This is a genomic window from Stenotrophomonas sp. CS3K5, assembly GCF_059515225.1.
Genome location: NZ_JCAKRX010000001.1, coordinates 42406 through 67531, shown reverse-complemented (window position 1 = coordinate 67531; position 25126 = coordinate 42406). Strand labels below are relative to the sequence as shown.

General features: G+C 67.2%; 22 protein-coding genes. 6 read left to right on the top strand and 16 right to left on the bottom strand.

The window, feature by feature from the left end; genetic code table 11:
• The first annotated feature begins 77 nt into the window (after nt 1-77).
• Complete coding sequence (locus AC5YGJ_RS00300) at nt 78-434, top strand: GFA family protein (protein ID WP_496185393.1); 357 nt, start codon at nt 78-80, stop codon at nt 432-434.
• A 38-nt stretch (nt 435-472) separates the two neighbouring features.
• Nucleotides 473-1240 (top strand): DUF4349 domain-containing protein, encoded by a 768-nt coding sequence (locus tag AC5YGJ_RS00295; RefSeq protein WP_496185604.1) that lies wholly within the window; start codon nt 473-475, stop codon nt 1238-1240.
• 77 nt (nt 1241-1317) lie between these two features.
• On the opposite strand, the gene AC5YGJ_RS00290 is transcribed toward AC5YGJ_RS00295, so the two are convergent.
• Together AC5YGJ_RS00290 and AC5YGJ_RS00285 are read right to left on the bottom strand one after the other, a co-directional pair.
• A complete protein-coding gene (locus AC5YGJ_RS00290; protein ID WP_107230313.1) occupies nt 1318-1611 on the bottom strand; it encodes a hypothetical protein in 294 nt (97 codons plus the stop codon).
• A gap of 69 nt (nt 1612-1680) precedes the next feature.
• Nucleotides 1681-2625 carry a LysR substrate-binding domain-containing protein gene (locus tag AC5YGJ_RS00285; protein WP_249844599.1) on the bottom strand — a complete coding sequence of 315 codons (945 nt, stop codon included), beginning with the start codon at nt 2623-2625 and terminating at the stop codon, nt 1681-1683.
• Between the two features lie 115 nt (nt 2626-2740).
• Between AC5YGJ_RS00285 and AC5YGJ_RS00280 the strand changes: the two genes are divergently transcribed.
• On the top strand, nt 2741-3613 hold the full coding sequence (locus AC5YGJ_RS00280) for a DMT family transporter (protein WP_496185392.1): 873 nt from the start codon (nt 2741-2743) through the stop codon (nt 3611-3613).
• A gap of 586 nt (nt 3614-4199) precedes the next feature.
• On the opposite strand, the gene AC5YGJ_RS00275 is transcribed toward AC5YGJ_RS00280, so the two are convergent.
• Complete coding sequence (locus tag AC5YGJ_RS00275; protein WP_496185391.1) at nt 4200-5102, bottom strand: peptidylprolyl isomerase; 903 nt, start codon at nt 5100-5102, stop codon at nt 4200-4202.
• 136 nt (nt 5103-5238) lie between these two features.
• Here AC5YGJ_RS00275 and AC5YGJ_RS00270 point away from each other — a divergent pair, with 136 nt between their 5' ends.
• Together AC5YGJ_RS00270 and AC5YGJ_RS00265 are read left to right on the top strand one after the other, a co-directional pair.
• Nucleotides 5239-5604, top strand: coding sequence for a PadR family transcriptional regulator (locus AC5YGJ_RS00270; RefSeq protein ID WP_249844596.1), 366 nt, complete (start codon nt 5239-5241; stop codon nt 5602-5604).
• Complete coding sequence (locus AC5YGJ_RS00265; RefSeq protein WP_496185390.1) at nt 5601-6590, top strand: sensor domain-containing protein; 990 nt, start codon at nt 5601-5603, stop codon at nt 6588-6590. Before AC5YGJ_RS00270 ends, AC5YGJ_RS00265 begins: the two co-directional genes overlap by 4 nt.
• Before the next feature lie 136 nt (nt 6591-6726).
• Here AC5YGJ_RS00265 and AC5YGJ_RS00260 read toward each other — a convergent pair whose 3' ends face one another.
• Nucleotides 6727-8034, bottom strand: coding sequence for a polyhydroxyalkanoate depolymerase (locus AC5YGJ_RS00260; protein WP_409461141.1), 1308 nt, complete (start codon nt 8032-8034; stop codon nt 6727-6729).
• 93 nt (nt 8035-8127) lie between these two features.
• Complete coding sequence (locus AC5YGJ_RS00255) at nt 8128-8718, bottom strand: class I SAM-dependent DNA methyltransferase (RefSeq protein ID WP_107230320.1); 591 nt, start codon at nt 8716-8718, stop codon at nt 8128-8130.
• A gap of 149 nt (nt 8719-8867) precedes the next feature.
• Here AC5YGJ_RS00255 and AC5YGJ_RS00250 point away from each other — a divergent pair, with 149 nt between their 5' ends.
• On the top strand, nt 8868-9323 hold the full coding sequence (locus AC5YGJ_RS00250) for a CopD family protein (RefSeq protein ID WP_107230321.1): 456 nt from the start codon (nt 8868-8870) through the stop codon (nt 9321-9323).
• A gap of 333 nt (nt 9324-9656) precedes the next feature.
• Here the strand turns inward: AC5YGJ_RS00250 and AC5YGJ_RS00245 are convergent, their stop codons facing one another.
• From AC5YGJ_RS00245 to AC5YGJ_RS00195, 11 genes are all read right to left on the bottom strand, one after another.
• A complete protein-coding gene (locus AC5YGJ_RS00245; protein ID WP_249844592.1) occupies nt 9657-10616 on the bottom strand; it encodes an acetyl-CoA carboxylase carboxyltransferase subunit alpha in 960 nt (319 codons plus the stop codon).
• A gap of 90 nt (nt 10617-10706) precedes the next feature.
• A complete protein-coding gene (locus AC5YGJ_RS00240; protein ID WP_249844591.1) occupies nt 10707-11576 on the bottom strand; it encodes a hypothetical protein in 870 nt (289 codons plus the stop codon).
• 47 nt (nt 11577-11623) lie between these two features.
• Nucleotides 11624-15214 (bottom strand): DNA polymerase III subunit alpha, encoded by a 3591-nt coding sequence (dnaE, locus tag AC5YGJ_RS00235; protein ID WP_496185389.1) that lies wholly within the window; start codon nt 15212-15214, stop codon nt 11624-11626.
• Nucleotides 15215-15442: 228 nt separating this feature from the next.
• Nucleotides 15443-16078: a ribonuclease HII gene (gene rnhB / locus AC5YGJ_RS00230; protein ID WP_496185388.1), complete on the bottom strand. Its 636-nt coding sequence runs from the start codon at nt 16076-16078 to the stop codon at nt 15443-15445.
• On the bottom strand, nt 16075-17277 hold the full coding sequence (gene lpxB / locus AC5YGJ_RS00225) for a lipid-A-disaccharide synthase (RefSeq protein ID WP_475289891.1): 1203 nt from the start codon (nt 17275-17277) through the stop codon (nt 16075-16077). The genes rnhB and lpxB overlap by 4 nt, the downstream gene beginning before the upstream one ends.
• Nucleotides 17278-17330: 53 nt before the next feature.
• Nucleotides 17331-18122 carry an acyl-ACP--UDP-N-acetylglucosamine O-acyltransferase gene (gene lpxA / locus AC5YGJ_RS00220; protein WP_057497707.1) on the bottom strand — a complete coding sequence of 264 codons (792 nt, stop codon included), beginning with the start codon at nt 18120-18122 and terminating at the stop codon, nt 17331-17333.
• A 16-nt stretch (nt 18123-18138) separates the two neighbouring features.
• Nucleotides 18139-18597, bottom strand: coding sequence for a 3-hydroxyacyl-ACP dehydratase FabZ (fabZ, locus tag AC5YGJ_RS00215; protein ID WP_057497706.1), 459 nt, complete (start codon nt 18595-18597; stop codon nt 18139-18141).
• The gene (lpxD, locus tag AC5YGJ_RS00210) at nt 18594-19616 is read right to left on the bottom strand and encodes a UDP-3-O-(3-hydroxymyristoyl)glucosamine N-acyltransferase (RefSeq protein WP_496185387.1); all 1023 of its coding nucleotides are present in this window, start codon (nt 19614-19616) and stop codon (nt 18594-18596) included. The genes fabZ and lpxD overlap by 4 nt, the downstream gene beginning before the upstream one ends.
• Before the next feature lie 467 nt (nt 19617-20083).
• Nucleotides 20084-22447: an outer membrane protein assembly factor BamA gene (gene bamA / locus AC5YGJ_RS00205; RefSeq protein ID WP_496185386.1), complete on the bottom strand. Its 2364-nt coding sequence runs from the start codon at nt 22445-22447 to the stop codon at nt 20084-20086.
• A gap of 74 nt (nt 22448-22521) precedes the next feature.
• On the bottom strand, nt 22522-23880 hold the full coding sequence (gene rseP / locus AC5YGJ_RS00200) for an RIP metalloprotease RseP (RefSeq protein WP_496185385.1): 1359 nt from the start codon (nt 23878-23880) through the stop codon (nt 22522-22524).
• Between the two features lie 55 nt (nt 23881-23935).
• Nucleotides 23936-25126 carry a 1-deoxy-D-xylulose-5-phosphate reductoisomerase gene (locus AC5YGJ_RS00195; protein ID WP_496185384.1) on the bottom strand — a complete coding sequence of 397 codons (1191 nt, stop codon included), beginning with the start codon at nt 25124-25126 and terminating at the stop codon, nt 23936-23938.

Genomic DNA, 25126 nt, shown 5'->3' with positions numbered 1-25126 from the left:
GGGCCCCGGAGCTGCTTTGTCCCCGTGCCATAGGATTACCATGGGCGGCACAAGGACCCTCCAGCGGAGCGCAGGACATGCAATACCAGGGAAGCTGCCATTGCGGCAGGATCGCATTCACCGTGGAAGCACAGGCACCGATCAGCGATGTGATCGACTGCAACTGCTCGATGTGCCGCCGCCGCGGCAGCCTGCTGTGGTTCGCCCCGCGCGAGGCGTTCCAGCTGGCCACCGATCCGGCGGACGTGGCCACCTACCACTTCAACAAGGCCCACATCGACCACCACCATTGCCGCGAATGCGGCATCGCCCCCTACAGCGAAGCGGTGGATCCGCGCACCGGCACGACGATGGTGGCGGTGAACGTGCGCTGCGTGCCGGCGGTGGATCTGGCAGCGCTTACGGTGACCTCCTACGACGGAGCCGCACTGTGAGCCGCACCGGCGCATGGACGCGCGCGGTGGTGGCGCCGATGCTGCTGCTGGCGCTGGCGGCCTGTGCCCAGAGCGGCGATCGGGCGGCCAGTGCCGATACCGGCGCGGTGGCCGCCGAAGCGGCCATTGCCTCTCCGGACGGCGCGTTCCTGGCCTACGAACATGACGTGCAGATCCAGCTGGACGCCGCGCAGATCGCTCCACGCATCCAGCAGGTCGCTCAGGCCTGCCAGAGTGCGAAGTTCGGTGATTGTGCAGTGCTGCAGGTCGACCAGCGCAGTGGCGATCAGCCCAGCGGCGAGGTCAAGGTGCGCATCGCCCCGAAGGGCACCGAGCCGTTGATCGCGCTGGCCGGTGACGGCGGCACGCTGCAGTCGCGCAACACGCGCGCTGAAGACCTCGCCCAGCAGGTGGCCGACACTGCGTTGACCAAGGCGCGGCTTGAGAAGGAGCACGCACGGTTGCTCTCCTACCAGGACCGCAAGGACCTGAAGATCGAGGACCTGATGGCGATCACCACGCGCCTGTCGGAGATCGAGGCCGGTGTCGAGCAGGCCAACAAGGATTCGGCGCAGCAGCGCCGGCGTATCGATACCCAGCTGGTGACGCTGCACTTTGCCACCACCTCGGGCCAGCGCAGCCGCAGCGAGATCGGCGAGGCGCTGAGCGAGTCAGGCAGCATCCTCAGCACCAGCGTGGCGTTCCTGATCCGTGCCGCGGCCGCCTTGTTGCCGGTGGCGGTGCTGGCCCTGATCGCAGGATGGGGCGTGCGTACCTGGTGGCGCCGCCGCCGTCGCACGACGTAATCGCGCACGGTCGCCGGACATGGCCCGGCACTATCGGAATCTGCAGAACGTAGCGCCGGGCCATGCCCGGCGGACACTCATCCTTCGTCGGTTTCGTACTCGACGAACACATCCAGCTCCAACGCGAGCTCCTGCACCGCATCGCGCACCTTCTGCGCGGTGCTCTCGTTGCCGACTTCCACTTCCAGTTCGTGGATGCCGGGGCCGATATCATCGGACAGCCCGGCCGAACTGGAATCGTCATCGTCCATGTGTGGCATCAGGTCGTCGGTTTCCTCGACGTGCTCGATGCCCTCCAGGCCGAGCAGCAGATCGCTGATGGCGCGGGCGTCGTCTTCGGTTCCGGTGATGCGCAGTCGCAGCAGGCTCATGTCAGGGGCACGTGGAAGGGTTCGACTGCAGCCTAGCCAGCGCGAAGCAAAGAACGGGTGAGGGCGCAGTCAGCCGCGCGTGGCCGGACGCCCCAACAGGCTGTCCGGCAGCGCGGGAATCGGCGTGCGCTCGTCCTGGGCCTGCTCCAGCAACCAGTCGATGAACAGGCGTGCTGCCGGGCTGGGTGGCTGTGCTTCGGCATGCACCACGTAATAGGCATAGCGCGCCTTCAACGCAGGTCCTGGCAGGCGCACCACTTCGTAGCGCTGCAGGTAGGGCTGGGCGATGTGGGTGCGTGCCAGTACCGCCCCCATGCCATATACCGCTGCACGCATCGCATCGGTGCTGTCGGCGAAGGTGTGCATCGGCGGCAAGGGTGAGGGCGGGCGCACGCCGGCATGGCGGAACCAGTCGCGCCAGCCTTGCGGCGACAGGTCGGTCAGCAGCGGCAGGTCGGCGATGCGGGCCGGATCGTCCAGCGATTCGACCCCGGCCAGCGCAGGCGAGGCGACCGGGAACAGGTAGTCGTCCATCAGGTGCTGCGCATGCAGGCCCGGCCACTGTCCCAGACCGTAGCGGATGCCGACCTCCGGCCCATTGTCGTCGTAGCGATCGAGCCCGCTGCCGGTGTGCAGCTCGATGCGGATGTGCGGATGTGCCTGGGTGAAGCGCGGCAGCCGCGGCAGCAGCCAGCAGTAGGAGAGCGAGCGCAGCGTGGTGATCCGCAGCGGCACGCTGTCTGCATCCGGATGCAGGTGATGGGCCACGGCCGCGACATCGCTGAAGGCCGCGCTGGCGGCATCGGCCAGCTGCCGGCCTTCGGCGGTCAGGCGCACGCCGCGGGCATGGCGCAGGAACAGGCGCGTTTCCAGCACTTCTTCCAGGCGCCGCACGTGGTGGCTGACGGCGCTGGCGGTCAGGTGCAGTTCCTGCGCGGCCTGGGCAAGGTTCTGGTGGCGGGCGGCGACCGCGAACACGGCCAGTGCGGGGAGCAGGGAGGGGCGTAGCTGCATGTCGAGCCTCAAGCCAGATTTGTGGCTGGCAGCGATACTACGCGCTTGTACGGCGGGCGTCCCCGCACGATCCTGTGTGCCTTGACGAGGACTCGACGATGGACGGAGGCAGGGCATGAATGCGGTCCCACAGGCGGCCGAGCGCGACTGGCGCACACCGCTGGAACTGACCCTGCTGGGCGCCATCTGGGGCTGCTCGTTCCTGTTCATGCGGGGGGCGGTGCCGTCGTTCGGCCCGTTCGCGCTGGTTGAACTCCGTTTGGTACTCGGCGCGCTGGTGCTGCTGCCGTTCCTGTGGCGCGCGCGCGCGCAGTTCCCGCCGCGGCGATGGCTGTGGCTGGCACCGATCGGCCTGATCAACTCGGCGCTGCCGTTCGTGCTGTTTGCCTATGCGGCGGAGCAGGCACCGGCGGCGATCGGCGCGATCTGCAATGCGATGACCGTGCTGTTCGCCGCGCTGATCGCCTTCCTGTTTTTCGGCGAGAAGATCGGCATGCGCCGCGCCGGCGCTTTGCTGGTCGGCTTCGCTGGCGTGGTGGTGCTGGCTACGGCCAAGGTTTCCGGCTTGAGCATCGGTACTGCCGTGATCGCGGGTGCAGCGGCGTCGCTGCTGTACGGGCTGGGCGTGAACCTGGTGAAGCGCCATATGACCGGCCTGCCCTCGGCAGCGGCGGCGGCGGCCACGCTGTCGTGCGCCTCGCTGTGGATGCTGCCGATGGCGGTGACGCACTGGCCGCAGGCGGCGATTCCGCTGAAGGCGTGGGGCGCGGCGATCGCACTGGGCGTGGCCTGCACCGGCCTGGCGTTCCTGATGTTCTACCGGCTGATCGGCCGTATCGGCCCATCGCGCGCCTCGACGGTGACCTACCTGATTCCGCTGTTCGGCGCGGCGTTTGCGTGGTTGTTCCTGGGCGAGGCGGTGACGGTGCAGATGTTGATTGCCGGTGCGTTGATCCTGGGTAGCGTGGCGGTCAGCCAGAAGGGCTGAGGGTGCCGAAGCGCTGGTAGTGCCGGGCGCTGCCCGGCAGGTCTTTTCCGGGCCTGCGGAGAGGTGTCACTTTCTTTGCTCGTGCAAAGAAAGTAACCAAAGAAACACGCCGCCAGGTCGCGAGCCGGTGCTGCGCACCGGTACCCTGCGCTCCTCGGCACGTCGAGGGACGGCGCGGGAACTCGCTGCGCTCAAACACCCGCGCCTCTTCGCCCTCGCCGGACCTGCGGTGCTCGGCTCGCTCAAGGCGGATCCAGGATCAAGGGCAGAAGCGGTCGCTTCGCTCGCCGGGCCCGGCCCGGCACTACCAAACATCGTCGTGCAGCTGTGGCTCTTGATCTTGGATCCGCCTTGAGCGAGCCGAGCATCGCAGGGGAATCAGGGGCGAAGAGGTGCCGATGTCTGAGCGCAGCGAGTTCGGCACCGTCCCCTGATTCGCCGAGAAGCGCAGGGGACCGACGTGCGAAGCACGGCGGCTCGCGACCTGGCGGCGCGTTTCTTTTGGTTACTTTTCTTTTCGCGCGAAAAGAAAAGTAACGCCCATGAACAGTGAAGCACCTTCAGCACGCGTAACGTGCGGAAACCATCACCGCACCGGCACCGGAATATTGCAGAGATCGATATGCCCCGCCGGGCGCTTGTAGAAATCATCCACGCGATTGCGCCGCGCCTCCACCGTATCGGCGAAGGTCTTCGAATCGGTACGCAGCACCTGGATCGGCGTGCGTTCGGCCGCTGGCACGTCGCTGGCGCGGCGTATCGATATGATCGGCGTGCGCAGCGCCGGGTCTGCATAGAAGCCCATCGGCGCCGGCCCGCGCGGGATCGCGCTGAGCAGCTCCATGCCCTTCAGCACGCGGCCGACCAGGGTGATGTTGCGGTCCAGCTGGCGCGGTGACTGCCCGGTCACCACGTACAGTTCGGCACCGATGCTGCTGTCTTCCTCGTTGTTGCGGCCCGCCCCCAGCATGCCGTAGCAGTGCGCCAGCCAGGCCTTGCCGGCCTGCGGGTCCTGGCCGACCGGGAAGCCGTCGACGAACCCGGTCTGTGCCGCCCAGCCATCACGATCGGGCAGCACGCTCACCTTCAGGCCGGTGCTGGCGCGTTCGAACTCGGCCGGCAGCTTGCGTGCGGCGCTGCCGAACGGCCTGGCCTTGGCCGCGTCATCGGCGTCAGCGTCGCCGAACTGCACCACGAAATTGTCCTGCGAGCGGTAGATGCTGGTGCCGTCCCAGAAATGCTCGTGGGCGAAGGTCTGGATGTTGGCCACATGGCGCGGGGCGAACTGCGGTGCCAGCTCGATGATCACCCGCCCGGCCGGCAGGTCCATGTACAGCAGGTTGGCCGGGTCCGGCGTACGCCAGTCACTGGCCGCCGACGCATCGAGGATCTGCTGCGGGCTGCGGTAGGGCGTGGCCGCGTTGGCCAACGAGGGCAGCAGGCAGGCCAGGGCGAGGGCGGTCAGGGCAAGGCAACGGCGGTGCGGCATGGGAACCCCGGAACATGAACAAGGGTTCGATTCTGCGCGAGCGCAGCGGTCTCGCCAACCGGCAGAGTGACTAACGACACATTCGCTATACCGAACTTCGCACTACTGTGCACTTCAACGTAGTGGAGGGCCGGCCATGTCCGAGGACGATGTCCACCTGAAGAAGTTCCAGAAGGAGCTCAGCGCCGGAACGGTGTCGCTGGCCCTGCTGGCGGTGCTGGCCCGGGCCGGCGAGCCGCTGTACGGCTACCTGATCGCCAAGGAGCTGGAGCGGGTGGGCGAGGGCGTGCTGAGCGGCAAGCAGAGCGCGCTGTACCCGGTGCTGCGCAACCTGGAAGGGGCCGGGCTGCTGGAAAGCCATGTGGAGCCGTCCAGCAGCGGGCCACCGCGGCGCTACTACCGCATCAATGATCGTGGCCTTCAGGTGCTGGCGCAGTGGCGCCAGGCCTGGCAGGCCACCCGCGATTCCGTCGATTCCGTGTTGGAGGGGGTATCACAATGAACGACCCGAGCCTGGCAGGCCGCGCCCTGCCCACGACCATCCCACAGTACCTGGCGCAGCTGCGCGCGGCGCTGGAAGGTGCCGATCCGGCGATGGTGCAGGACGCGCTGTACGACGCCGAGGAATACCTGCGCTCGGAGCTGGCGGCGCAGCCCGGCCGCAGCGAGGCCGAGGTGATCGCCGACGTTGCCGGCAGTTATGGCGCGCCCGATGAAGTGGCCGAGATCTACCGCGAGACCGAGGTGACAGTGAACCGCGCGCTGCGTACGCCGCGTGCGGATACCGCGCCGGTGCTGCGTGCGGCCGCCGAAGCCAGCGGCGTCGAGCCGGCCGCGCCGCCGCCGGCACCGGTGCAGCGCTCGCTGCTGGCGCGCTGCTTCGGCGTGGTGACCGATCCGCATACCTACGGTGCGCTGTTCTACATGCTGCTGTCGCTGGCCACCGGCATCTTCTTCTTCACCTGGGTGGTGACCGGCCTGTCACTGTCGCTGGGCCTGCTGATCCTGATCATCGGCATTCCGTTGACGGTGCTGTTCTTCGGCTCGGTGCGCGGGCTGGCGCTGCTGGAAGGGCGGCTGGTGGAAGCGCTGCTGGGCGAGCGCATGCCGCGCCGTCCGCGTTACACCGACCGCAGCCGCACCTGGCTGCAGCGCATCGGCGACATGTTCACCGATGGCCGCACCTGGCTGACCCTGCTGTACTTCGTGCTGATGCTGCCGTTGGGCATCATCTACTTCACCATCGCGGTGACGCTGCTGTCGCTGTCGCTGAGCCTGATCTGGGCGCCGGTCGCGGCGATCTTCAGTGGCGATATCCCGGGCGTGTACATCAACGACGTGAATGTACTGCCGATGGCGGCCTCGCCGCTGGTGGCAATCGCGGTGGCGGCGGTGGGCGCGCTGCTGCTGGTGCTGACGATGCACCTGGCGCGCGGCATCGGCAGGCTGCACGGGCTGATCGCCAAGAACCTGCTGGTGCGGCTGTAAGCAGGGGCCGGTGCTCTGATAGGTGCCAACCTTGGTTGGCACGATCCTTCAGATACCGGGATTCATGGAAGTGCGCCAACCAAGGTTGGCTTCTACCAGGGCGTACCGACCAAGGTCGGCACCCACCGAGGGCGGTTTACCCGGCCTTGCGCCGCAGCGGAGTGACGTTGCTCTTCTTCTTCGTGGCCTTGGCGGCCGGGGCTTCGGCGTGCGCGGCGAAGAAGTCGCGCACCTTCGGGTACACCACTTCGCGCCAGCGACGGCCGCTGAAGATGCCGTAGTGGCCGGCGCCTTCGACGATGAAATGCTCGCGGCGGTCAGCAGCAATGCCGGTGCACAGGGCCTGCGCCGCTTCGGTCTGGCCGAGCCCGGCGATGTCGTCCAGCTCGCCTTCGATGCTCAGCAGCGCGGTATCGCGGATCGCCGACGGATCGACCTTCTCGCCATTGACCACCCACTCGCCACGCGGCAGCAGGAAGTCCTGGAACACCACGCGGATGGTGTCCAGGTAGTACTTGGCCGGCATGTCCAGCACCGCGTTGTATTCGTCGTAGAAGCGGCGATGCGCGTCGGCGTCTTCCAGGTCGCCCTTGACCAGGTCGGTGTAGAAATCCCAGTGCGAACTGAAGTGGCGGCTGGGGTTCATCGACAGGAAGCCGGCATGCTGCAGGAAGCCGGGATACACGCGGCGACCGGCGCCGGGATAGCTCGGTGGCACGGTGTGGATGACGTTGTTCTCAAACCACGACAGCGGGTTCTGCGTGGCCAGGTTGTTCACTGCGGTCGGGCTGCAGCGCGCATCGATCGGGCCACCCATCATCACCAGCGTGCGCGGCGTCGGTTCGCCACGGCTGGCCATCAGCGAAACCGCAGCCAGCACCGGTACGGTCGGCTGGCACACGCTGACCACGTGCAGGCGTTCGACGCCCAGATGGCGGATGAATTCCTGGATGTAGGCGATGTAGTCGTCCAGGCCGAACTCGCCTTCGCTGGCCGGCACCATGCGCGCGTCCACCCAGTCGGTCACGTACACACGGTGGTCGCGCAGCAGCGTGCGCACGGTATCGCGCAGCAGGGTGGCGTGGTGGCCGGACAGCGGCGCCACCACCAGCACGAACGGCTGGTTGAGCATGGTGTGCAGCTGGTCGGCTTCATTGCTGTGGCGCTTGAAGCGCAGCAGCTTGCAGAACGGCTTGCTCACCTCTTCGTGCACGACAATCGGCACGCGCTCGCCGTCGACATCGATTTCGTTGATGCCCCACTCGGGCTTCTCGTAATCCTTGCCGATGCGATGGAACAACTCGTTGACCGCGGCCAGGCGATCGGCACCCGGCATCTGCGACCACCAGTGGCCCGGGTTGGCGAAGAACTTGGCGTTGGCCTGGGCCTGGTGCACCCATGGGGCGAGCAGGTTGCGGGTCAGTTCGTGCAGTTGGTAGAGCATGACGACCGAATATGTATGGTCATATGTTGCCGTGCAGCATATCCCATCCGGGTGTCCCGCAGGTTAAGTTGGCTGAAAATAATGAATCCGGATTCACATCCGTTCCAGCGCGGCCGCATCGCCTGCCAGAGCGGGGCCCAGCCAGCAGTGCGACCCTACCGGCTGCAGGCCCTGCCGGGCCAGCGTCCGGCGATACCAGCGCGCCGGGCGCGCCTGGAAGCCCTCATGGTCGCCGTCGAACTCGTCTTCGGCGGCGAAGGTCTCCAGGAAGGCCACACCGCCGGTCAGCTCGGCCACGCCGGCCAAGCCCGCGCGCAGCTCGCGATCAGGCACGTAGTGCATCACGTCCGAGCACACCAGCAGGTCGACCGGGGCGCAGGGCCGCAGCCAGGCGAAGTCGCCGAAGCCGGCCAGGTGCAGGTTACGGGTGCGGCCGTAGCGGCGCACAGCGTACTCGCTGCTGTCGAAGCCGAGGTATTCGACCTTTGGACGCAGTTTCAGCAGTGGTGCGCGCCAGGCGCCTTCACCGCAGCCGATGTCCAGCACGCTGCGGATCGGCCGCTCCAGGTAGTACTCGGCGCTGGCCACGGCCAACGCGACCTTGCGCGCCAAGCGGGCGCTGCCGCCGATGTCGGCACGGCGGTACCAGCGCTGGAAGTAGGCGGCGTCGTAGGTCTTGTCCATGGGGCGGTGCGCGATCGGGGAAAACGGTGCCTATCGTACGGTGTTGCGGCGCGCCATGCGTCGATGTGTCGCGGCGTGCGTGCCTGCGGTGGCTTTGCCACGGCATGCGAGAATGGCCGCCAACCTACGCCAGCCGCCGGAGCGAGCGCATGCAGAGCTACTACTGGGTGAAGACCTTCCACATCGTGTTCGTGGTGGCGTGGATGGCCACGGTGTTCTACCTGCCGCGCATCCTGGTCAACCTGGCCGAGACCGCAGGCCAGCCGGCCGTGACCGAGCGCCTGCAGCTGATGGGGCTGCGCCTGTACCGTTTCGGCCATTCGATGTTCGGCCTGGCCTTCCTGCTCGGCCTGGTGCTGTGGCTGGGCTACAGGGTCATTCCGGATTTCCCGACCATGGTCGCGCCGGGCGGTGCCGGCTGGCTGCATGCCAAGCTGGGCCTGGTGGTGCTGCTGCTGGTGTACTTCGGCTGGGTAGGTCGCCTGCTCAAGGGCGTGGCCAAGGGCAGGGCGCTGCCGTCCTCGCGCGCGCTGCGCTGGATCAACGAGATCCCGCTGCTCGCGTTCATCCCGATCGTGTGGCTGGTGCTGGCCAAGCCGTTCTGAAGCGCGGCGCGTTACGCGCACGGCGCATTGATCCCCTGCGCTCCTCGGCCCGCCTGAAGGCAGATCGGAAAAGCAAATTACAAATGCATCCACGTATGGCGTGGATCTACCGGGTGAAGCGGCGGCTTTTGATGTTCAGGTCCGCCATGAGCGAGCCGAGCATCGCAGGTGAAACAGGGGCGAAGAGGCGCCGATGTCTGAGCGTAGCGAGTTCGGCGCCGTCCCCTGATTCACCGAGAAGCGCAGGGAACCGGTGCGTAGCACCGGCTCGCGTTCGGCGGCGTGTTCTTTGGTTACTTTCTTGCACGAGCAAGAAAGTAACAAGCCGATGAATCAGGCTGCTTCGTAGGTGCCGTAGCTGCGCAGGCGCGTGTAGCGCTGTTCCAGCAGCTGCTCGGTGGACAGCGCGTCCAGCGCGTCCAGTTCGTTCAGCAGCACGGCCTTCAGGCGCTTGGCCATCTGGGTCGGGTTGCGGTGGGCGCCACCGGTCGGCTCGCGCACGACCTTGTCGACCAGGCCCAGGCTCTTCAGGCGCGGCGCGGTCAGGCCCAGCTGCTCGGCGGCATCCTTGGCCTTGCCCGCGTCCTTCCACAGGATCGAGGCGCAGCCTTCCGGGGTAATGGTCGAATACACCGCGTATTCCAGCATGACGGTGCGGTCGCCCACGCCCAGCGCCAGTGCGCCGCCGGAGCCGCCTTCACCGATCACGGTGCAGATGATCGGCACCTTCAGTTCGGCCATCTCGATCAGGTTGCGTGCGATCGCTTCGGACTGGCCGCGCGATTCGGCGTCGATGCCTGGCCAAGCGCCGGCCGTGTCGATCAGGGTCAGCACCGGCAGGCCGAAGCGCTCGGCCATCTTCATCAGGCGCAGCGCCTTGCGGTAGCCCTCCGGCTTGGGCATGCCGAAGTTGCGCTTGATCTTTTCCTTGGTGTCACGGCCCTTCTGGTGGCCGATCACCATCACCGCGCGGCCGTTGATGCGGGCCAGGCCGCCCATGATGGCCTTGTCGTCGGCGAAGGCGCGGTCGCCGGCCAGCTCCTGGAACTCATCGCAGATGATGCGGATGTAGTCGGCGGTGTAGGGGCGCGACGGGTGACGGGCCAGCTGCAGTACCTGCCATGAGGTCAGGTTGCGGAAGATCTGTGCGGTGCGCACGCGCAGCTTGTCCTGCAGCGCGTGTACTTCCGCCTCGACATTGACCGCCGGCCCGGCGCTGGCGTTGCGCAGCTCCTGGATCTTGGCTTCCAGGTCGGCGATGGGTTGCTCGAAGTCGAGGTAGTTCGGATTCATCGGAAGCCGTCGAGTAAAGAAGGGGGAAAGTGTAGCCGAACACAGGTGGATTCCCCGTACGCCCCTGTCTGGAGCGTACGGGGCGCGGGCTCAGCCCTTGCTGGCCGGGCGCACTGCCGCCGACATGCCGGTGGCCTGGCCCAGCGCCGACTGGAACGCATTGCGCTGCTCGTGGTCGGCCGGGCGCAGGTCGCGGCCGGCGGCCGCGCTGGCCTGCACGAAGTCCACGCTTACCTTGAAGCTCTCCTTCTTCAGGCGCGTCTGTTCGGACGGATCGACCGCGGCCAGGTAGCGCGCGTGCCACTGCCGCGCGGCGGCGGCATGCGCCTCGAACTGCGGGTGCAGCGCCGGCAGCACGGTCGGGGTGAACGGTGCCGGGTCCTCCGGAGTGCGGTAGCCGGCCGGGTTGGCGGCCAGGTAGCTGCCCGGTTCCTCGTTCTCCTTTTCCAGGTAGGCGATGAAATCAACAGCGCTGAACAGCTTGTTGCGGCGCTCGATGCCGGCCTGCTGCTGGGTGGTGATCACGCTGTCCGGGAAGTTCTCGTGGGCGCCGTAGCGCCAGTCCTTTTCGATGAACAGGCCGTGGACCTTGGTGAATGGACCTTCGATGGCGACCCCGTCAAGGTCGATCTCGTTGTTGGCCTCTCCGTACTGCTGCCCGGCATCGGCGTAGACCTGGCTGACCACCACGTACTCGGACAGGGTCGGGTTGATCAGCCCGCCCTGGCCGTCGGCGTAGACCACCAGCTGCACGTCGCCCAGCGCCTGGGTATGCAGGCGGTGTTCGCCCGGCGCCAGCGACACCGACACCGAGGCGTGCGGCCCGATGGCATGGGGCTTGCCGTCCAGGGTCAGTTGCAGCGGGCTGTCGGTGGGGTTGTCGATCTCGAAGCTCACGCTGGACAGCGAGCAGCCCGCCAGCGCGAGGCCGGCCACAAGGGAAAGCAGCAGGGATTTCATCAGCGGTATCGTCCTTGAAGTGGTGCGGGGAAAAGGTGAGCCCAGCGTCAGCTGGCCCATGGCGGGCTGTAGCGCACCTTCAGCGTCCGCACGGCCGGGTCGGCGCGCAGCGCCTCCATCAGCTTCGAATCGATGCGTACCGCGCTCTGCCCGGACACATCGAGCATACCGGCCACGCCGCCCTGCGGGCCCTTCAGCAGCAGGTCCAGGCGCAGTGGCGTTCGCCCTGGGCGGTGGCGGTCGAGCAGGGCATCGATGCGTTCCCAGACCGGGCGCTGCTGGCGCAGGTCCAGGCGCAGCGACAGCCGCGTGGCGTAGTTGGCGCAGACTTCATCGAAGTCCCAGCACTGGCGGATGCGCAGCGCAAAGCCGCCGTTGAATTCGTCCTCGCGCAGGCCGCCCTTGACCACCAGGATGCGGTCCTTGGTCATCAGGTGGCCGAACTCGGCCATCGCGTCGGAGAACGCGCTGCACTCGACGCGGCCACGACCGTCTTCGAGCTGGATGAAGATCTGGCTTTCGCCCTTGCGGCGCACGCCGACCACCTGGCCGGCCAGCACGGTCTGCACTTCCGGGCGCCAGCGTTTCTCGCCACCACCACCACCGCCACTGTTGGCGCTCCAGATCTTCTCCACCGCGCCCAGATCGTTGCCGACCAGGTCGCGCACATCGTCGCGCCACGGATCGAACGGATGGCCGCTGAGGTAGAAGCCGAGCGTGTCACGCTCGCCGTTCAGGCGCTGCAGCAGCGGCCATTCGTCGGCCTCGGGCAGGTCCAGCTGGATCGACACCGCACTTGGGTCGGGCCCGCCGAACAGCGAGTTCTGACCGGAAGCACGCTCGCGCGCCATCTGGTCGGTGGCCTTGATCACTTCCGGCAGCTGCAGCATCAGCGAGGCGCGGTTGCGGCCGAGCTCATCGAGCGCGCCGCAGTTGATCATCGCTTCCAGCGTGCGCCGGTTGAGCTTGGCCGAGCCGACGCGGGTGCAGAAGTCGAGCAGGTCCTTGAACTCGCCGCCCTTCAGGCGCTCGTCCACCACCGCTTCGCAGGCACCCTGGCCCACGCCCTTGATCGCGCCCAGGCCGTACTGGATGGTGTCCGGGGTGACCGCTTCGAACATGAAGGCCGACTGGTTCACCTTCGGCGGCAGCACGGTCAGGCCGAGGTTGCGCACTTCGTCGAGGAAGCCGACCACCTTGTCGGTGTTGTCCAGATCGGACGACAGCGTGGCCGCCATGAACTCGGCCGGATAATGGCGCTTCAGCCACGCGGTCTGGTAGCTCACCAGCGCATAGGCGGCGGCGTGCGATTTGTTGAAACCGTAGCCGGCGAACTTCTCCATCAGGTCGAAGATCGCATCGGCCTTGGCTTCGTCCACGCCGTCCTTGGCCGCACCTTCGCGGAAGATCTCGCGGTGCTTGGCCATTTCCGCCGGCACCTTCTTGCCCATCGCGCGGCGCAGCAGGTCGGCGCCTCCCAGCGAGTAGCCGCCGACGATCTGCGCCATCTGCATCACCTGCTCCTGGTACACCATGATGCCGTAGGTGTCCTTCAGGATCGCTTCGGTGCGCGGATCGGGATAGATGATTTCTTCCTGGCCGTGCTTACGCGCGTTGAAGGAGGGAATCAGGTCCATCGGGCCCGGTCGGTACAGCGACACCAGCGCGATCAGGTCTTCGAAACGGTCGGGGCGCGCGTCCTTCAGCAGGCGGCGCATGCCCGAGGATTCGAACTGGAACACCGCGCCGGTGTTGCCGTTGGCGAAGATGTCCTTGTAGGTGGGCGTGTCGTCCAGCGGAATCGCGGCGATGTCCACCGGCGGGATGCCGGCGCGCTCATGGCGCTTGTTGATCGCCTTCACCGCCCAGTCGATGATGGTCAGCGTGCGCAGGCCGAGGAAGTCGAACTTCACCAGGCCCACTTCTTCCACGTCGTTCTTGTCGAACTGGGTGACCGGGTTCTTGCCCAGGCCGTTCTCATCGTGTTCGGCGTACAGCGGGCAGAACTCGCTCAGCGGCTCGGGGCCGATCACCACGCCACCGGCATGCTTGCCGGCGTTGCGGGTCAGGTCTTCCAGCTGCAGTGCCAGATCGATCAGGTCGCGGACATCGTCCTCGGTCTCGTAGCGCTGGATCAGTTCCGGCGATGCCATTTCCGAGCTGGGGCCTTCCTTGCCCTTGCCCAGTGCATCCTTCAGGTGGATACCCAGGATGTTGGGAATCAGCTTGGAAACACCGTCGACCAGGCCGTACGGGAAACCGAGCACGCGGCCGGAGTCGCGCACCACCGCCTTGGCGGCCATGGTGCCGTAGGTGATGATCTGGCTGACGCGCTCGCGCCCGTACTTGCGCGCGACGTAGTCGATCACCTCGTCGCGGCGGTCCATGCAGAAGTCGATGTCGAAGTCGGGCATCGACACGCGTTCCGGGTTGAGGAAGCGCTCGAACAGCAGGTTGTACGGCAGCGGGTCCAGATCGGTGATCTTCAGCGCCCACGCCACCAGCGAACCGGCACCGGAACCACGGCCGGGGCCGATCGGAATGCCCTGGTTCTTGCCCCACTGGATGAAGTCGGCCACGATCAGGAAGTAGCCGGGGAACCCCATCTTGATGATGGTGTTGAGCTCGAACTCCAGGCGCTCGAAATATTCTTCGCGGGTCTTGCCCGGCGCCAGCGGATTCTTCTCCAGGCGCTCTTCCAGGCCGTCGCGCGACATTTTCTGGATCCAGGTGTCCAGGGTCTCGTCGTCGGGTACCGGGTAGTTGGGCAGGAAGTAGGTGCCCAGCCGCATCTCGATGTTGCAGCGCTCGGCCAGTGCCAGCGTGTTGTCGATCGCATCGGGAATGTCGGCGAACAGCGCGCACATTTCCTCGGCCGACTTCAGGTACTGCTGGTCGCTGTATTCGCGCGGCCGCTTGGGGTCGTCCAGCACGCGGCCAGTGGAGATGCACACGCGCGCTTCGTGTGCGCTGAAATCCGACGGCGACAGGAAGCGCACGTCATTGCTGGCCACCACCGGCAGGCCGCGCTGGCCGGCGGCCATCAGCGCGAACTGGTTGAAGGTTTCCTCGCCCTCGCGGCCGGTACGGGTCAGTTCCAGGTGCAGGCCATCGCCGAACACGCGCTGCCAGTCGGCCAGCTGCTGCTCGGCCAGTTCATGCTTGCCGTCCAGCGCCAGGCGCCCGGCCAGGCTCTGCCGCCCGGCCAGCGCGAACAGGTTGGCGTTGCCGGCCTTCAGCCAGTCCGGGTGGATGGCCACCCCGCCTTCCGGGCGATGGCCCTCCATCCAGGCGCGGGTCAGCAGCCGCGACAGGCTCAGGTAGCCCTCACGGTCGCGGCACAGCAGGGTCATCCGCCAGGGCTCCTGGCCTTCCTCGGCAATCAGCACGTCGGCGCCGGCGATCGGCTTGATGCCCACGCCTTCGGCCGCCTTGTAGAACTTGACCAGGGCGAACAGGTTGTTGAGGTCGGTCACCGCCAGCGCGGGCAGGCCCAGTTCCACCGAGCGCGACAACAGGTTGGCCTGCTTGGCCTTTTTCGGGTCGGCCTGGTCGGGTTTGGCCGGCACACGGATGGTCGAGTCCGCCAGCGAGAACTCGGTGTGGACGTGGAGATGTACGAAGCGGGAGTTGGACATGCCGGACCAGGTTGGAGCGCGCAGGCCCCGGATGCCGACGGAGGTTCGTCGCCGGGGTCGGGAAGCGCTGGAGTGCCTGGTCAGGGTACCGAGGGCGGAGAGGCGCGACAAGCTCTTGACATGCCCCGGAGGACGACCGGGTTCAGGCGTGCGGGAGCCCGTTTCCTGTAGAGCCGAGCCCACGCTCGGCTGCTGCGGAAAGCCGAGCATGGGCTCGGCTCTACAAGGTCAATCGAGGCACTCACGTACCGGGGCGAAGCTGCGCCGGTGCTCCATGCAGGGGCCGTGCTCGCGCAGCGCGGCCAGATGGGCCGGGGTGCCATAGCCCTTGTGCTGCTCGAAGCCATACTCAGGGTGGCGCACGTGCACCTCCTGCATGTAGCGGTCGCGCGAGACCTTGGCCAGGATGGAGGCGGCCATGATGGCCCGGTCGATGCCATCGCCGCCGACCAGGGCCTGTGCCGGCAGGACCAGCCCCTTGGGCACCACGTTGCCGTCGATGCGCGCGAAGCCCGCCACGTGGGCCACGGCGGCCACCACATCGCGCATGCCCTGCAGGGTGGCCTGGTAGATGTTGAGGCGGTCGATGGCCTCCACCTCCACCAGTACCACATGCCAGGCCAATGCCCGTTCGACGATGCGGTCATACAGCTGCTCGCGGCGCGCGGCGGTCAGCTGCTTGGAATCATCCAGGCCGTTGATGCGCGGCCTGGACGGGTCGAACACCACGGCGGCCACGGCCACCGGGCCGGCCAGCGGGCCGCGCCCGGCTTCGTCGACACCGGCGATCAGGCGTTCCGGCTCGACCACCGCGCTGGCATCGAACAGCGCCAGGCTGGCTGCAGCGGCGTGGCGGCGGCTCATGCCTGGGCCTGGTTGCGCACCAGCAGCTCGCCCACGGCGTCGGCGGCACGTGCCGATGCGTTGCGGCGCAGGCGCTCGTGCAGGCGCGCGTAGGTGTCCTGCAGGTCGCTCACCCGCTGCGGGTGGTCGAACCACTGCTGGATGGCCGCCGCCAGCTTGTCCGGTGTGCAGTCATGCTGCATCAGCTCCGGGGCCAGGTCCTGGCCGGCCAGGATGTTGGGCAGGGCGAAGCGGTCCACCTTGATCAGGCCCAGCGCCTTGACCAGGCGGTAGGTCAGCTCGTTGACGCGGTAACCGACCACCATCGGCCGCTTCACCAGCATGGCCTCCAGCGTGGCGGTACCGGAGGCCAGCACCACCACGTCGGCGGCGATCATCGCATCGCGCGCCTGGCCGTCGAGCACGTGCGAATAGGCCACCGGCAGCGCCGAGCGTGACAGCTGCTCTTCAATCAGCCGCTTGCACGCCGCGTTGGCGGCAGGCACCACCACATGCAGCCCGGGAATGCGCTCGGAGACCTGCCAGGCGGCTTCGAAGAACGGCTCGCCCAGGCGCGAGATCTCACCCAGGCGGCTGCCCGGCAGCACCGCCAGCACCTTGGCCGAGGTCGGCAGGCCCAGCGTGGCGCGTGCGGCCTCGCGGTCGCCCTGCAGGGGAATGTCATCGGCCATCGGATGCCCGACAAAGCGCGCGTCGATGCCGTGCTTGGCATAGATCGGCGGTTCCATCGGGAACAGGCACAGCACCAGGTCGGCGCTGCTGCCGATCTTCTCGGCGCGCTTCTCGCGCCAGGCCCAGACCGACGGGCTGACGTAGTGCACGGTGCGTACGCCCCGCTGCTTCAACCAGCGCTCGATGCCCAGGTTGAAGTCGGGCGCATCGATGCCGATGAACACGTCCGGCTGCCATTCCAGCGCACGCTGGCGGAAGGCCGAGCGCAGCTTCAGCAGGCGCGGCAGATGGCGCAGCACCTCGGTCAGGCCCATCACCGCCAGCTCGCTGGCATCGTGCCAGGTCTGGCAGCCGGCGCTGCGCATGGCATCACCGCCGATGCCGGCGAATTCGGCATTCGGGAAGCGCGCCTTGAGCTCGCGTACCAGTCCCGCACCGAGCAGATCGCCGGAGGCTTCACCGGCCACCAGCGCGATCCGCAACGGGCGCTCGCTGAGCACCCGCTGCGCAGGGACACTGCCGGCCATCGAGGCCAGCGGGATCACGGCGGCGCCGGCGGGCGCCTGGCCGGCGGTGCTGTTCATCGCAGCAAGGGCCGCTCGGCGTGCTCGATGAAGTCCAGCATGGCCTTCACGTCATCGCTGTCACGCGCCTGCTCGGTCAGCTGCACCTTGGCCTCGGCCAGCGGCAGCCCGGCCACATACAGCGTGCGGTAGGCGCGCTTGATGGCCGAAATGCGCTCGGCATCGAAGCCGCGGCGCTTCAGGCCTTCGCTGTTGATGCCTCGCGGGCGGCCGAGCGAGTCGGTGCCGACCATGGTGAACGGCGGCACGTCGCCATTGGTCAGCGCACCCATGCCAAGGAAGGCATGCGCGCCGATGCGGCAGAACTGGTGGGCGCCGGCAAAGCCACTGATGATCACGTAGTCGCCCACGGTCACGTGGCCGGCCAGCGTGGTGTTGTTGGAGAACACGCAGAAGTTGCCCACATGGCAGTCGTGCGCCACGTGCGTGTAGGCCAGCATCCAGTTGTCGTTGCCGATGGTGGTGATGCCGCCGCCGCCGCCGGTGCCACGGTTGAGGGTGACGAACTCGCGGAACACGTTGCGGTCGCCGATCACCAGTTCGGTACGCTCGCCGCCGAACTTCTTGTCCTGCGGCTCGCCACCGATGGCCGCGTGGCCGACGAAGCGGTTGTCGCGGCCGATCCGGGTCGGACCGTGGATGCTGCAATGGGGGCCGACCACCGTGCCGGCGCCGATTTCAACATCGGCGCCGATCAGGGTGAAGGCGCCCACCTGTACGTCGTCGGCCAGCCGGGCGGCCGGATCGATGACGGCGGTGGGATGGATCCGTGGTGCGTTGTCAGTCATTGCTGCCTCCCGTGGATCAGCCCTTGGCGCCGGCGCACATGACCTCGGCCGAGGCGACCACTTCGCCATTGACCTTGGCTTCGCCGTAGTACCAGCCCATGTTGCGGATCAGGCGCTTCATCTGCACATCCAGCATCAGCACGTCGCCGGGGACGACCTGCTTGTTGAAGCGGGCGTTTTCCACCTTGACCATGTAGAACAGCTTGGACTGCGAGTCGCGGCCAAGCGTGAGCTGGGTCATCACGCCACCGGCCTGCGCCAGCGCTTCGATGATCAGCACGCCGGGCATGATCGGGCGGCCCGGGAAGTGGCCCTGGAAGAACGGCTCGTTGATGCTGACGTTCTTCTGCGCCAGGATGCGCTTGGCCTCGATGTCGAGCTCGAGCACCCGGTCCACCAGCAGGAACGGGTAGCGGTGCGGAAGCAGTTCCTGGATCTGGCTGACGTCGATCGGAAGCTGCAGCGTGTCGTTCATTCTTTCTCCTTGCCAGCAGCCAGGACGCGGCGAGCCAATGCGTCCAGCTGCTTGAAGCGCGCGGCGTTCTTGCGCCACGTGCGGTTGTCGGTCAACGGGGTGCCGGACGAGTACTCGCCCGGCTCATGGATGGAGTTGCGGACCACCGACTTGCCGGTGATCACGACCTTGTCGCAGATCTCAAGGTGGCCGACCACGCCGACGTGGCCGCCGAGCAGGCAGTAGCGGCCGATCTTGGCGCTGCCGGCGATGCCGGTGCAGCCTGCGATGGCCGAGTGCGCGCCGATCTGCACGTTGTGGGCGATCTGCACCAGGTTGTCCAGGCGCACATCCTCGTCCAGCACGGTGTCTTCCAGGGCGCCACGGTCGACGCAGGTATTGGCGCCGATCTCGCAGTCGTCGCCGATGCGCACACCGCCCAGCTGCGGAACCTTGATCCACTTGCCGGCATCCATGGCCAGGCCGAAGCCATCGGCGCCCAGCACGGCACCGGGGTGCACGCGCACGCGCTTGCCAAGCGTGACCCGGGTGACCAGGGTGACCCGGGCGATCAGTTCACAGCCGGTGTCCAGGCGGCAGTCTTCGCCGATCACGCTGCCGGCGCCGATGATGCAGTTGTCGCCCACCACGCTGCGCGCGCCGATGGAGACGAACGGACCGATGTGGGCGCTGGCGGCGACCTGGGCGCTGGGATCGATGACGGCGCTGGGGTGGATGCCCGGCGGGCGTGCCGGTGCGATGTCGAACAGCGCGGCGATCTTGGCGAAGGTGGTGTAGGGATCCTTGGCCACCAGCGCGGTGCCCGGGGCGGCGTCGGCGTCGTCGGCGCGCAACACCACCAGCGAGGCCTGGCTGTCGGCCAGCTGGGCGCGGTAGCGCGGGTTGGCGAGGAAGGTCAGCTGGCCAGGTCGGGCATGGGCGAGGGTGGCCACGCCATGGATGGCGGTGGCGGGGTCGCCATGGACCTGCAGGCCGAACTGCTCGGCGAGTTGCTGGGCGGTGTAGGTGGGAGTATTCACGGCGGGAGTTTAACGTGTGACGCCATTGCGGTCATGCGGGGGCGCGAGGGCTTGGCGCCTGCCTGGTACGGGAGGGAGGCGGCGGGTGGCCCTGGCCAGGACACGCAAAAGCCCCTCCATGGTGCTCGATGGCGCCATCCATGGCGCCAACGGTCCTGTCCAGGGCCACCCGCCGCCTCTGGACAGTTTCCCGCGAGCGCGGCCAAACGCCGGTGCCGTGCAGTGTCATCTGCATCAACGAAAACGCCGGGCAGAGCCCGGCGATTCGCACCCCGTCTGGTGGAGAGCCCCCCTTCTGTTAAGGGGGGCGCGCCGCAGGGAATCGCAGGAGCGATTCCCAACGTTGCTGTGCAACGGCCCGAAGGGCGCATGCCACGGATGGCATGCGTAACGGCGCGGGGGATAGGAGGTAGGTCGGGACCCGCTGCTTGCGCAGCAAGCCGCGGCGCACCTTCGGTGGTCAGTTCTTAGAACTGGCCGCCGAAGGTGAATTGCAGTCGTTCGATCTTGTCATCGTCTTCCTTCTTCAGCGGGAAGGCGTAGCTGATCGAGATCGGACCGACCGGGGCGCGCCACAGCAGGGCCACGCCGGTGGACACGCGCAGCTCGTTGGCCTTGAAGTTCTCGGTGCCGTTGTAGACGTTGCCGAAGTCGACGAAGGCCGACACGCGCGCCGACGGGCTGTCGAACAGGCGCGGGAAGTAGGCTTCGACCGAGCCGACGGTCTTCAGCGAACCACCCAGCGGCTGGCCTTCCGGATAGCCTTGGGTGATTTCGCGCGGGCCCAGGGTGTTGTCCTCGAAGCCGCGCACCGAGTTGGTGCCGCCGGCGTAGAAGTTCTCGAAGAACGGCAGGCCGCTGGCGGTAACGGTTCGGGTGGTGCCATCCGGCTCGGTCAGGGTGCGGCTGTAGTCCTTTCCATAGGCGTCACCGTAGCCCACTTCGGCACGGGTGTTGATCACCAGCGAGGGCATGATCGGCCAGTACTTGCTGATCTGGTAGTTCAGCTTGTAGTACTCGATGGTCGAACCCGGCAGCGTGGTTTCCAGGCCGACGCGCTGGTAGGTACCGCGGGTCGGCATGAAGTAATCGTTGCGCGAGTCGCGCGCCCAGCCCAGCTCGGTGCGCCACGCGTGGAAGGTACGGCGGCCGACCGCGTTGATGTAGTCGATGATCGACTGCGGGGTCGAGCCCTGGTAAGTGGTGATCTGGTTGCTGTCGATGCCGAACATCAGCGAGACGGTATCGGTCTCGGTCAGCGGCACGCCAAACACCACCTGCGCCGAACCATTGGTGCTGTTGTACTGGGCGGTGTTGAAGTCGGAGTAGTCCAGTTCGCGCCAGGACAGGTTGTAGCCCAGCGACACGCCGTCATCGGTGAAGTACGGGTTGGTGTAGCTGAAGCCGTAGCGCTGCAGGTAGCTGCTGCGCGAGGCTTCAACCGACACGCGGTTGCCGCCGCCGAGGAAGTTGTTCTGCGACAGCTGCACCGAGGTGGTCATGCCGTAGGACTGCGAGTAGCCCAGGCCGAACACGAAGCTGCCGGAGGTGGTTTCCTTGACGTTGTAGACGACGTCGACCTGGTCGTTGCTGCCGCTGACGGCCGGGGTCTCGACCTCGACCGACTCGAAGTAACCCAGGCGCTGCAGGCGGATCTTGGAACGGTCGATCGCGGCCTGCGAGTACCAGCTGTTCTCGAACTGGCGCATTTCGCGACGCATCACTTCGTCGGAGGTGCGGGTGTTGCCACGGAACAGGATGCGGCGCACGGACACGCGCGGGCCGGGCACGACCTGCATGTTGATGGCCACCGTCTGCTCGGCACGGTTGGTGGTCGGGATCGGGTTCACCTTGGCGAACGCGTAGCCGATGTTGGACAGCGAGTTGGTGATGGTGTCCGAGCTGAATTCCAGCAGGGCACGCGAGAACGTGTCGCCGGACTTCTGGATCACCATGCGCTCGACGTCCTCCTGCGGGAGGATGGTGTCGCCGCTGACCTTGATCTCGGAGATCTTGTACTGCGCACCCTCGGTCACGCCGGCGGTGAGGAACATGTCGCGCTTGTCGGGGCTGATCGAGACCTGGGTCGAATCGATGCTGAAGTCGACATAGCCGCGGTCCAGGTACCAGGAGTTGAGCTTTTCCAGGTCGCCGGACAGCTTTTCCTTGGAGTACTGGTCATCGCGGCGGTACCACGAGGCCCAGTTGTGCTCCTTCGATTCCCAGGTCTCCAGGATGTCCTTGCTCTCGTACTTCTCGGTACCGACCAGGTTGACATGGCGGATCTTGGCCGCCTTGCCTTCCTTGATGGCGATGGCGATGTCCACGCGGTTGCGGTCCAGCGGGCTCACCGTCGGGGTGATCTCGACGTTGTACTTGCCGCGGTCGTTGTACTGGCGGCGCAGTTCCTGGGTCACGCGGTCCAGGCTCAGGCGGTCGAAGGTGCCGCCTTCGGTCAGGCCGATGTCGGACAGGCCCTTGAGCAGCTGGTCGGACTTGATGTCCTTGTTGCCGGTCACGGTCAGCTTGTTGATCGCCGGGCGTTCCTTGACGGTCACCACCAGGATGGTGCCCTGGCGGTCCAGCTGCACGTCTTCGAAGAAGCCGGTCTTGTACAGGGCGCGGATGGTCTCGCCGACCTTGCTGTCGGTGACCGTCTCGCCACGTTCCACCGGCAGGTAGGTGAACACCGTGCCCGAGCTGATGCGCTGCAGGCCATCGACGCGGATGTCGCTGACAGTGAAGGGCTCGGCTGCCTGGGCCAGGGCGGGAGCGCCGGTGACGGCGGCGAGGGCGAGGGCCAGCAGGCGGCGATTGGGGAGTCGCGTCATGTCACGTCCGGTAGGAAGGTCGATTTCATTGGTGCGGGATGCCGACGCTGTAGACGGCAACAACGTGGAAAAGTTCATCGCGGGACCAGGCCGAGGATGTCGTTGTAGAACGCCAACCCCATCAGCCCGGCCAGCAACGCCAGGCCGATGTATTGGCCGGCGGCGATGGCACGCTCGCTCAGCGGGCTGCCCTTGACCAACTCGATAAGGTAATACAGCAGGTGGCCGCCGTCCAAGATCGGGATCGGCAGCAGGTTGATGATGCACAGGCTGAGCGACAGCAGGGCCAGGAACTGCAGGAACCAGTCCAGGCCGCGCTTGGCCGATACATTGGCCACCCGGGCGATGGTGACCGGCCCGGAAACGTTCTGCAGCGAGGCTTTGCCGGTGACGATGCGGCCCATCATGCCCAGCGAGTCGGCCGCCAGGCGGCCGGTTTCGCGCACGGCCACGGTCACCGCGTCCAGCGGGCCATAGCGCAGCAGGGTGTCGTAGGCCGGGCTGTAGGAGGTGGGGAAGCCGACGCCGATCTGCCAGACCGGGTTGCCCTTGCCGTCCTTGCCCTGGCGCGGGGTGACCTCCAGCGCCAGCCGCTCACCGCCGCGCAGGACTTCGATCATGCCCGGGCCGCCGGCGCGGCCGAGGGCCTGGATCTCGCCGATCACCTGGTCGACGCTGTCGATGCGCTGGCCGTCGATCGCCACGATCAGGTCGCCGGGCTGCAGCAGCCCGCTCACCACCGAATCGGGCGTGAGTGAATCGACCAGGGCCGGCTGCAGCCACGATTGCCAGTACAGGCCGGCCAGGATCGGCACCCGCCTTTCATCGAAGCCCGCCGGCAGCTGCGACAGCGGCAGCGTGCGCACGCGCACCTGGTCGGCGGCATCGAGCACTTCCAGCTTCACGTCGCGGCGGTCCATCGCTGCAGCGGTCAGCGCCATGCTGGCCTCGCCCAGGGTGACCACCTGGCGGTCGTCCACGCGCAGCACGCGATCGCCACTGACCAGGCCGGCCGTGGCGGCAATGCCGCTGGTGCGGCCGATGGTGGGGGAGTAATCCTGTTTGCCGATCACGAACATCGCCCACAGCAGCAGGATGCACAGCAGCAGGTTGGCGAGCGGGCCGGCGGCGACGATGGCGATGCGCTGCCACACGGTCTTGTGGTTGAAGGCCTGGCCGCGTTCATGCGGGTGGACCTCGACCTCGCGCTCGTCGAGGAATTTCACATAGCCGCCGAGCGGGATGGCGGCAATGGCGAACTCGGTGCCATGGCGGTCGCGGCGCGACCACAGCGGCCGCCCGAAGCCGACCGAGAAGCGCAGCACCTTGACGCCGCACAGGCGGCCGACCCAGTAATGCCCGAACTCGTGGAACGTGACCAGCAGCCCGAGGCTGACAATCATCCACCAGACCGATCCGATGAAATCAGTCATGCAGGCTCACAGTGGCGGACAGGGGCGGCGTCGTCATGCTGGGCGAGGCGGTCGTTCAGGCGGCGGCGATGGCGTTCAGGGTCAGCTGGCGTGCCCGCTGGTCGGCGGTCAACAGGACCTCCAGTGTATCGGCTGGTTCGGTCGGCAGTGTTGAAAGCGCGTTAGCAACCAGCTCCGGGATGGTCAGGAAACCGATCCGGCCCTGAAGAAACGCTGAAACCGCCTCTTCGTTGGCAGCGTTCAGCACCGCCGGGGCGGTGCCGCCGGCCTGCATCGCCTGCCAGGCCAGCGCCAGGCAGGGGAAGGCGTCAGTGTCGGGGGCTTCGAAATCGAGCCGGCCCTGCGCCAGCAGGTCCAGCCCGGCCACGCCCGATTCAATGCGTCGCGGCCAGCCCAGGCCGACGGCCAGGGTGGTGCGCATGTCCGGCAGGCCCATCTGCGCCAGGGTGGAGCCGTCGACGAACTCGACCAGCGAATGCACCAGGCTCTGCGGATGCACCAGTACCTCGATGCGCTCGCCAGGCACCGCGAACAGATGATGGGCCTCGATCACTTCCAGGCCCTTGTTCATCAACGTCGCCGAATCGACCGAGATCTTCGGCCCCATCGACCACTTCGGGTGGGCCACGGCCTGTGCCGGGGTGACCTGGGCCAGCTCGGCACGCGTGCGGCCACGGAACGGGCCGCCGGAGGCGGTCAGCAGGATCCGGCGCACGCCGGCGCCGTCGAGGCTGGCGTCGCGCGAGCGCAGGCACTGGAAGATCGCGCTGTGCTCGCTGTCGATCGGGATGATCTCGGCGCCGGCACGCTCGGCGGTGCGGGTCAGCAGTTCACCGGCCAGGACCAGCGATTCCTTGTTGGCCAGCAGGATGCGCTTGCCGGCGGCCGCGGCGGCCAGGGTCGAGGACAGGCCGGCGGCACCGACGATGGCGGCCACCACGGTGTTACAGGCCTCACTGGCTGCCAGCTGGTCCAGCGCGGCGGAGCCGGCATGGGCCTGGGTGGCCAGGCCGGCCTCGCGCAGGCCGTCGCGCAGCTCGGCGTACAGCGATTCATCGGCGATCACCGCATGGGCCGGCGCGTGCTGCCGGCACAGGGCCAGCAACGCCTGCACCTGGCGGCCCGCTGCCAGCACGGTGGCCTGGTAGCGCTGCGGGTGGCGGGCGATCACGTCCAGCGTGGAGGCACCGATCGAGCCGGTGGCGCCGAACACGGCGACCCGGCGCAGGTCTGCAGCTGCATTCAT

Excerpts from the sequence above, each read along its gene's own strand:
- bamA (WP_496185386.1), bottom strand. The coding sequence starts at position 22,447 with ATGACGCGACTCCCCAATCGCCGCCTGCTGGCCCTCGCCCTCGCCGCC.
- AC5YGJ_RS00265 (WP_496185390.1), top strand. The coding sequence starts at position 5,601 with ATGAACGACCCGAGCCTGGCAGGCCGCGCCCTGCCCACGACCATCCCA.
- AC5YGJ_RS00285 (WP_249844599.1), bottom strand. The coding sequence starts at position 2,625 with ATGCAGCTACGCCCCTCCCTGCTCCCCGCACTGGCCGTGTTCGCGGTC.
- dnaE (WP_496185389.1), bottom strand. The coding sequence starts at position 15,214 with ATGTCCAACTCCCGCTTCGTACATCTCCACGTCCACACCGAGTTCTCG.
- AC5YGJ_RS00260 (WP_409461141.1), bottom strand. The coding sequence starts at position 8,034 with ATGCTCTACCAACTGCACGAACTGACCCGCAACCTGCTCGCCCCATGG.
- rnhB (WP_496185388.1), bottom strand. The coding sequence starts at position 16,078 with ATGAGCCGCCGCCACGCCGCTGCAGCCAGCCTGGCGCTGTTCGATGCC.
- lpxB (WP_475289891.1), bottom strand. The coding sequence starts at position 17,277 with ATGGCCGGCAGTGTCCCTGCGCAGCGGGTGCTCAGCGAGCGCCCGTTG.
- AC5YGJ_RS00270 (WP_249844596.1), top strand. The coding sequence starts at position 5,239 with ATGTCCGAGGACGATGTCCACCTGAAGAAGTTCCAGAAGGAGCTCAGC.
- AC5YGJ_RS00295 (WP_496185604.1), top strand. The coding sequence starts at position 473 with ATGCTGCTGCTGGCGCTGGCGGCCTGTGCCCAGAGCGGCGATCGGGCG.
- AC5YGJ_RS00290 (WP_107230313.1), bottom strand. The coding sequence starts at position 1,611 with ATGAGCCTGCTGCGACTGCGCATCACCGGAACCGAAGACGACGCCCGC.
- AC5YGJ_RS00275 (WP_496185391.1), bottom strand. The coding sequence starts at position 5,102 with ATGCCGCACCGCCGTTGCCTTGCCCTGACCGCCCTCGCCCTGGCCTGC.
- AC5YGJ_RS00250 (WP_107230321.1), top strand. The coding sequence starts at position 8,868 with ATGCAGAGCTACTACTGGGTGAAGACCTTCCACATCGTGTTCGTGGTG.
- AC5YGJ_RS00195 (WP_496185384.1), bottom strand. The coding sequence starts at position 25,126 with ATGAATGCAGCTGCAGACCTGCGCCGGGTCGCCGTGTTCGGCGCCACC.
- lpxA (WP_057497707.1), bottom strand. The coding sequence starts at position 18,122 with ATGACTGACAACGCACCACGGATCCATCCCACCGCCGTCATCGATCCG.
- AC5YGJ_RS00300 (WP_496185393.1), top strand. The coding sequence starts at position 78 with ATGCAATACCAGGGAAGCTGCCATTGCGGCAGGATCGCATTCACCGTG.
- AC5YGJ_RS00240 (WP_249844591.1), bottom strand. The coding sequence starts at position 11,576 with ATGAAATCCCTGCTGCTTTCCCTTGTGGCCGGCCTCGCGCTGGCGGGC.
- AC5YGJ_RS00245 (WP_249844592.1), bottom strand. The coding sequence starts at position 10,616 with ATGAATCCGAACTACCTCGACTTCGAGCAACCCATCGCCGACCTGGAA.
- AC5YGJ_RS00255 (WP_107230320.1), bottom strand. The coding sequence starts at position 8,718 with ATGGACAAGACCTACGACGCCGCCTACTTCCAGCGCTGGTACCGCCGT.
- fabZ (WP_057497706.1), bottom strand. The coding sequence starts at position 18,597 with ATGAACGACACGCTGCAGCTTCCGATCGACGTCAGCCAGATCCAGGAA.
- rseP (WP_496185385.1), bottom strand. The coding sequence starts at position 23,880 with ATGACTGATTTCATCGGATCGGTCTGGTGGATGATTGTCAGCCTCGGG.
- AC5YGJ_RS00280 (WP_496185392.1), top strand. The coding sequence starts at position 2,741 with ATGAATGCGGTCCCACAGGCGGCCGAGCGCGACTGGCGCACACCGCTG.